Here is a 7,651-nt window from a genome sequence, read left to right as displayed (position 1 = left end):
GATGATGTGATCGAGCACCGTCACGCCGATCATCTCCCCCGCGGCCACGAACCGCGCGGTGAGGTCGCTGTCCATCGCCGAGGGCAAGTGGTCGCCGCTGGGGTGATTGTGCACCAAAATCAGCCGCGAAGCGTTCAGCGCCAGCGCCGCTCGAAACACCACCCGCGGATCGGCGATCGATTTGTCCACCCCGCCGTGGGCCAGCTCAAGCTCGCGGATCACGGCGTTGCGCACGTCGAGCATCAGTGCCAGCAGGTGTTCCTCCGTGGCGCCGGACAGCCGCTGCACCATGGCCTGACCGATCTGCTCGGCATCCAGCACCGCCCCGTACCGAAGCGTCTGGCGTTGCTGCACCCGCCTGGCCAGTTCCAGGCCGGCAAGTAGCCGGGCCGCCTTCGTCGGGCCGATACCCGGCACCTGCGCCAGCTCGGCTGGCGTGGCCGCACTCAGGCCGCTCAGCGCTGGATACTGCCGCAGTACGGCTTCGGCCACCAGAGCGACCTGCCACTTGCCACTGCCGCTACCGATCACCACCTCGAGGAGTTCCTGATCTGACAGCGCCAAGGCCCCGTGGGCTTCAATCATTTCCCGTGGTTGCATGCTTCTTCCCCCTTGTGTAAAGAGAGATTACGCAGCGATTGCCGTTTAATCTTTGCCGCCCAGCAGCGTCTGGCGCACGGCGCTGGCCAAATACAGGGACCCGGTCAGGACCACCGGCTCATCGGGAAACTCATCCAGGTGCGCCGAAAGGGCTTCCTGCCAACTGGCAAAGGTGCGCAGCTTGCCTGCGTCTGGGTAATCGGCCAAGGCTTCCGCCCGCGGATTGTCCGGCACTGGCACCAGCCACAGCCGTTCGGCGCTGGCTTCCAGCTCGGCGATCATGGTGGTCAGGTCTTTATCCCCCAACACGCCGACGATCAGCGTGACCCGCTCGTCCTTAAACACCTGCTTGACCGCACTCAGCATTGCCGCGATGCCTTGCGGATTGTGCCCGCCATCGATCACGATCAGCGGGTCGTTGCTGAGCTTTTCCATGCGGGCCGGCCAGGTGTTTTGCGCCAGTCCGCGCAGGATCTCCTGCGGCTGCAGCGGCCAGTTCATCGCCTTAGCCGCCAGGCGGCTGGCCGTGATCGCCAGTGCCGCGTTTTGCACCTGGTACGCGCCGACCAGCGGATGAAGACGCGGCTGAGATGAAACGTCTGGGCCCGGTAATCAAACCGCTGCCCCCAGCCGTCAAGCCCAGCGCGGTCAGCCTCAAAGTCCCGACCGGCCACCAGCCAGTCGCTGCCCGTTTCAGCCACGCGCTTTTGCACCGCCGCCATCGCGTCTGCCGGCAGCGCGGCCGTCACGACCGGACGATGCGGCTTGATAATGCCGGCCTTGTGAGTGGCGACGCTGGTGATCGTGTTGCCAAGCAACTTGGCATGGTCCAAGCCGACACTGGTGATCACCGATACCAGCGGAATGATGACATTGGTCGAGTCTGTGTCGCCGCCAATGCCGACTTCGATCACCGCAATATCGACCTGCTGCTCATGAAAATACCAAAACGCCAGCGCGGTGATGTACTCAAACTCAGTCACCGCAAACTCCGGATTCGCCTGCCGCAACTGCCCAATCGCCGCATCAGTGGCCGCGGCTGCCGCAACTAAATCAGCGTCCGGGATCGGGTGATGATCGATCATGATGCGCTCGTTAAACCGCATGATGAACGGCGAGGTGTACAGTCCGACCTTGAGCCACTGGCCTCAAAGATCCGGGCGATGCCTGAAGCGGTCGAGCCCTTGCCGTTGGTGCCGGTCACGTGGACGTAGCGGTCGTGCTGCGGATCACCCAGCGCGTGCAGCAACGCCAGTATCCGCTCATGGCCCCCGGTTTTGGCCAGCCTTGGCAGTGCGTGAATCGCCGCCACAGTTTCATCATAAGTTTTCATCATTTGCGCCCCCAATAATAATGCCCCTTATCTTACTACAAAACGCGTCTGGACCAAACGGCCCAGACGCGCTTTCAAATTTCATTTAGAAGACGATGACCGGCGTACCCACCGACATTGCCGCAAACAGCTTGGGCATGAATGCCGGCGGCTGGTTCACACAGCCGTGTGACCCGTGCTTTTGGTACCACGTGCCACCGAACGTCGGCTGCCACGGGGCGTCGTGCAGGCCGACGCCAGTGTCATCGATCGGCATCCAGTAGTCAACTGGGGTGCGGTAGTCCTCACCTACCAGCGTCGCGTTGCGCTGCTTGGACCACACCGCATAGACTCCGCTCGGCGTTGGGGTTGCCGGTTTGCCGGTGACAATTGCCGAATCCAGCACGACCTTGCCGTTTTGGTAAAGCCATTCGTGCTGATTTTGCTTGTCGACTTCTAGATACGTGTTGCCGATATCCTGCCCGTCAGCATGGTAGCCAGAGCCTGATGTAAAACGGTTTGGTTAAAACTCTTGCCCGCTTTAATCAGACTAATCAGCGCATCGGTTTCCTTGGTTTGCATAATGCTCCAGCCGTATGTCCCGGCAGGCACCGAAACCGTGCCGCGCTTGGTCGACTTGAACTGGCGGGTCTTGTTGTAGGTGTTGTACTTATCAGCAAGCTCGGAAACAAACTTCGCCACCCCGTTGCGGTCGACCTGCACCGCACCATTGGCGTAGCTCAGCCAAGATTTGAGGCGGCTGCTGGAGATCTGTTCCTGATGATTCGTGACCGTGACGACGGCCTTAATGTCTCCAATCGCCTTCAGCTTGCTGACAGCATCCGTCAGCGCCTTATCGGTGGCCTTCGCCTTGGGCTGCGTGTAGGTCTGCTTCAAAGCAACCGTATGGTGATTGTCTTGAATCGCCCCGGCGAGGGCCTCGGCCAGCTTAGCCGCATCGATTTGGTTGCCCGGTTTCTCCTTTTCGATCTTGTAACTGTCACCGGTCAACACGACCTTCGCGTCGACCGGCGCGGTCCGCGACGGGTTCAGCTTGGCTGCCTCGGCGTTCGCGTACTGCTTGATCTCTGCGCTGTCTGCACTAGAGGCCAATGCCGTCTTGTCGCTTTGTGCCAGGACCACCGCGGTAAAACCCCACGGGTTCTGCTTGGTCATCAGCTTGTTCAGCATCGCGGTGTAATCCCGCTTCAACCCCAGGGCCTGCCCAGACACTGTGGCCACCGTCTTGCCGCCGTCCTTCAGCTGGTAATGCACATCTGCCAGCCGCGCCTTCATTTTCTCATCCGCCTGCTTGACGGTTTTGCCGCTCAGGTCCACACCCAAGGCCTCAGTCTTCGGCAAAAACCGGTCTTGGTAATGGTTACTTCGGAGCCCGTAACCGACCCCAATCGCCGCCAAAACGACCACTGCAGCGCCGATCAACCAACTTTTTCTTTTCATAACTGCTCCTTACTGTGTTCAAATCGCTTGTGTGCAAAGTATATCACACTGACTAATAGTTAGCACATCAGCCTTCAATTCAATTATACCGCCCCCAGCACCCCTGACAACCGCTGGAGACCGGGCAAGCGTTGCCAATGCTTAATTCTTAGTAAAAACTATTTTTATGCGACAATAGCCAAAAAAAGAAGCCGCCCGCGGCAGCTTCTTCCTAATGTTAACCCTTATTTGGCCGCTTGCAGCTCCTTGATCCGCGCGTTGGTCGCGTCCAGTTTCGCCGTGAATTCGGTCCGTTTGGCCTTCTGCTCCGTGATCACAGCCTCCGGGGCCTTGGCCAAGAAGCTTGATTGCTCAGCTTCTTGTTGGCCCGCGTGATCTCCTGCTCGAGCTTCTTGGCGTCTTTTTGCAGCTTGGCGATCTCCTCGTCCAAGTCGATCAGTTCCTTGAGCGGCACGTAAATCGTCGCCCCGGTCGTGACCGCACTGCCGGCCAGTGCTGGCGCTTCAACATTGGCGCCGACTGTCATTGCCTTCAGGTGGACGAACCGGTCAATGAAGTCGCGGTTGTCATTGAAGACGGCTTCCAAACTTGGATCCTGCAACTTGATAATCAAGTCGATGGGACTGGACAGTGGCGCGTTGACCTCGGCGCGAATGTTGCGGACGCCGCGAATCAGCTCGATGATGGCCTGCATCTGCGCGACGGCCGTCGGGTTTTCGAACGCCTTGTGCGTGGTCGGGTAAGCCGCCGTGACCAGGGACTCGCCGCCGTGGGGCATCGTCAGCCAGATTTTTTTCCGTGACAAACGGCATGATCGGCTGCAGCAGGCGCAGGGTCTGATCCAGCACGTAACGCAGGTTGACGCGCTTTTGGGCCTTAATGGTCTCATCGTCGCCGTAAAGGACTTCCTTGGACATTTCGATGTACCAGTCGGCCAGCTCATTCCAAATGAAGTTGTAAAGCGCGCGGTCGGCTTCCCCGAACTCGAAGTTGTCGAACAGGCGTGTCACCTCTGCAACCGTATCGTTCAACCGGGCAAATATCCACTTGTCGGACAGGTCAAAGGTGCTTGGGTCAGGCTGCGTGTCGGCTTTGGTGTCACCAAGGTTCATCAGCACGAACCGGCTCATGTTCCAGATCTTGTTGATGAAGTTCCATGCCGCATCCATTTGGGTGTAGGAGAAACGGGCATCCTGGCCGGGCTTGTTGCCTTGGGTCAGGAACCACCGCAGCGCGTCGGCGCCGTACTTTTCGATGACGTCCATTGGATCGATACCGTTGCCCAGGGACTTGCTCATCTTGCGGCCCTGTTCATCGCGCATCAGGCCGTGAATCAGCGTGTGCTCGAACGGGCGCTGGCCGGTGAACTCCAGACCTTGGAAGATCATGCGGGCGACCCAGAACGGAATGATGTCGTAGCCCGTAACCAGCGTGTTGGTCGGGTAGTAGCGCTTGAAGTCAGGTGCGTCCTTGTCCGGCCAGCCTAGCGTGGAAAATGGCCACAAGGCACTGGAGAACCAGGTATCCAAAACGTCAGGGTCCTGCTCCCAGTTTTCCGGGTCCTTCGGGTCCTCCTCGCCGACGTATGTTTCACCGGTTTTCTTATTGTACCAAGCCGGGATGCGGTGGCCCCACCAAAGCTGGCGAGAAATGACCCAGTCGTGAATGTTTTCCATCCAGTTCAGGAACGTGTGCTCGAAGCGGTCCGGCACAAAATCGACCTTGCCGGCGCCCTGCTGGTTCTTGATCGCGGCTTCGGCCAGCGGCTTCATCTTGACGAACCACTGCGTCGACAGGCGCGCTTCGACCTGCACCCCGGTGCGTTCGGAGTGGCCAACACTGTGGACGATCGGCACGATCTTGATCAAATCGCCGGAATCCTGCAGGTCCTTGACCAGCGCCTTGCGGCAGTCAAAACGGTCCATGCCCTTATACTTGCCGGCGTTTTCGTTCATGGTGCCATCGTCATTCATGCAGTTGATGCGCGGCAGGTCATGGCGCAGGCCAACCTGAAAGTCGTTCGGGTCGTGGGCCGGCGTGATCTTAACGGCCCCGGTCCCGAAGTCCATGTCGGCGTGCTCGTCGGCGATGATGGGGATCTTGCGGCCGACTCCAGGCACGATGACCTCCTTGCCGATCATGTCCTTGTAGCGCGGATCCTTGCTGTTGACCGCCACGGCGGTATCGCCAAACATCGTTTCCGGCCGGGTGGTGGCAATTTCGATGCCGCCCTTGGTACCATCGGCGAACGGGTAAATCAAGTGGTAGAACGCGCCCTTGTCGTCTTGGTGAATGACTTCGATGTCAGACAGCGCCGTGCGCGCTTGCGGATCCCAGTTCACGATGTACTCGCCGCGGTAGATCAGGCCCTTGTTGTAAAGGTCAACGAAGACCTTGCGGACCGCTTTGGACAGGCCAGCGTCGAGCGTGAAGCGCTCACGGGAGTAATCCAAAGACAGCCCCATTTTGGCCCACTGCTTGTGAATGATGGCCGCGTACTCGTCCTTCCATTCCCAGACGGTGTCGATAAACTTCTCGCGGCCCAGGTCGTAGCGGGAAATGCCTTGCTTGCGCAGCTTGGCTTCAACCTTCGCCTGCGTGGCGATCCCGGCGTGATCCATGCCTGGCAGGTACAGCGTGTCGTACCCCTGCATCCGCTTCTGACGAATGATCATGTCTTGCAGCGTGGTGTCCCAGGCGTGGCCCATGTGCAGCTTGCCGGTGACATTTGGCGGCGGAATGACGATCGTGTACGGTTTGGCCTTCTTATCGCCGTTTGGCTTGAATACGCCTTGGTCCAGCCACTTCTGATAGCGGCCGGCTTCGACTTCTTTGGGGTCGAATTTTGGTGCTAATTCTTCACTCATAAGGATCCTCCTGTTGATTTTGATGCCGAGATTGGTTAGTTGCGCTCAGGCGGGCAACGGGTGAACATCCAGCCTAAAAGCGCCCGCCTTCGCAGCCTGCACAAAAAAAACTCGCCCTATCGATTAGGACGAGTTAGCTCGCGGTACCACCTAAATTAAGGCTCAACGCCTTCACTTGAACCTGATAACGGGTGGTCCCGGGCGGCCCTACTGACTTCAGGTCGCCGGCTCGCAAGCTACTTATCGCGGCACACTTCAAGGCTCACACCAGCCGCCTTGTCGCTGAAAAAGTGCACCACGATCCTCTTGGTCATCGCGTTGACGCTATTATAAGCCGAGCGGCCGCGGCGCGTCAACGGGCTTTCACCTTTTGGTGGGCGGTGTAAATAAGACTTTGCAGCTCCGACGTCAAATCGATGTAACGGATGGTGGTCTGCGGCGCACACGCCACCGGCTGCGGCGCAAAGGTCAGGATCGCATTGATGCCGAATGCCTCCAGCGTGCCGATCACGCTGGTTTGCGACGAACTGGGAACGGCCAGGATCGCCGTGTGGATACTTGGATTCATGTGGGCCGCCAGCGTCGCGAACGGATACACCGGAATGCCGCCCACGCGCGTGTTGACCTTCGCCGGGTCAGCATCGAACGCCATCACAATGTTCAGGTCCGGGTTGCGGCGGAAATTGTTCATCAAAAGCGCGCGCCCAAGGCCGCCCACGCCAACGAGAATGATTGATTCCGACGAGTCCACATCGAGCAGTCGCCCGAACTCCTCCACCAGCGTGGCGATACTGTATCCGTAGCCACTTTTCCCCAGCTCGCCGAAGCTGGAAAAATCGCGGCGAATCGTGGCTGAGGGAATGTGAATGATTTCGCTTAATCGGTCGGAACGGATGCGGGCGACGCCTTCTTGCTGGAGCTGGACGACGGCGCGGTAATACAGAGGAATGCGCTTGATAGTGGCCTTTGAGACGTGTTCTTTAGTGTCCTGCATGAGTCTTGCCTCCGCCTTGAATTCCGTGCAAACGTTCACAATGTCAGTTTAGCATAACCATTGTGAGCGAACAAACAAAATCGGCTTGATGGTTAAAGTGGGCGCGCAGTTCATCCCCACTCCGACCACCGCTCCTAGTCCTGACCCAATACATCTGGCACCCGGCGGACTCGTGATTTTTCCGCCAAGAAAAAAATGAGTGATTCAGCAATAAAAAAAACTGCCCATAACAGGCAGTCTCTTAGCTATTGATCCAAGCTCATCTGCACAAACGTCACCGGCGTCCCGTAGGCCTCAGCTTTCCGAGTACCCGTCGGTGTAAATCCCAGCGCCTCGTACAGGTGCCGCGCACGCGCGTTGAAAGCCGCGACTTCCAAGGTAATGGGGCCGGCGTAATGGTAGCGCTGGCGGCCGAAA

General features: G+C 58.7%; 4 protein-coding genes, 2 pseudogenes and 1 other annotated feature. All 6 genes and pseudogenes read right to left on the bottom strand.

Going from position 1 to position 7,651, the window contains the following annotated elements:
• The coding region (gene radC / locus JCM13995_RS12250; protein WP_054666072.1) for a RadC family protein at window positions 1–600 on the bottom strand (600 nt) is incomplete at its 3' end.
• Window positions 601–645: 45 nt separating this feature from the next.
• Window positions 646–1,933: pseudogene (locus JCM13995_RS12245) on the bottom strand (bifunctional folylpolyglutamate synthase/dihydrofolate synthase).
• Between the two features lie 85 nt (window positions 1,934–2,018).
• On the bottom strand, window positions 2,019–2,318 hold the full coding sequence (locus JCM13995_RS12240) for a L,D-transpeptidase (RefSeq protein ID WP_054666069.1): 300 nt from the start codon (window positions 2,316–2,318) through the stop codon (window positions 2,019–2,021).
• Window positions 2,319–2,368: 50 nt separating this feature from the next.
• Entirely contained in the window at window positions 2,369–3,373 is a 1,005-nt protein-coding gene (locus tag JCM13995_RS12235; RefSeq protein ID WP_054666065.1) for a peptidoglycan binding domain-containing protein, read from the bottom strand.
• Between the two features lie 224 nt (window positions 3,374–3,597).
• Window positions 3,598–6,240: pseudogene (locus tag JCM13995_RS12230) on the bottom strand (valine--tRNA ligase).
• Window positions 6,241–6,361: 121 nt separating this feature from the next.
• Window positions 6,362–6,563: a binding site (T-box leader), on the bottom strand.
• A 29-nt stretch (window positions 6,564–6,592) separates the two neighbouring features.
• Window positions 6,593–7,234, bottom strand: a complete 642-nt coding sequence (locus tag JCM13995_RS12225; RefSeq protein WP_054666063.1) for a redox-sensing transcriptional repressor Rex — start codon at window positions 7,232–7,234, stop codon at window positions 6,593–6,595.
• Between the last annotated feature and the right edge of the window lie 417 nt (window positions 7,235–7,651).

Source organism: Lacticaseibacillus camelliae DSM 22697 = JCM 13995 (assembly GCF_001311195.1).
In the GTDB taxonomy this organism is placed as follows: domain Bacteria; phylum Bacillota; class Bacilli; order Lactobacillales; family Lactobacillaceae; genus Lacticaseibacillus; species Lacticaseibacillus camelliae.
The sequence above is the reverse complement of the archived record's forward strand: the minus strand, read 5'-3'. Positions and strand labels throughout refer to the sequence as shown.

What these genes read in the sequence shown, in the direction of transcription:
- JCM13995_RS12235 (WP_054666065.1), bottom strand. Translation starts at nt 3,373, where the DNA reads ATGAAAAGAAAAAGTTGGTTGATCGGCGCTGCAGTGGTCGTTTTGGCG.
- JCM13995_RS12225 (WP_054666063.1), bottom strand. Translation starts at nt 7,234, where the DNA reads ATGCAGGACACTAAAGAACACGTCTCAAAGGCCACTATCAAGCGCATT.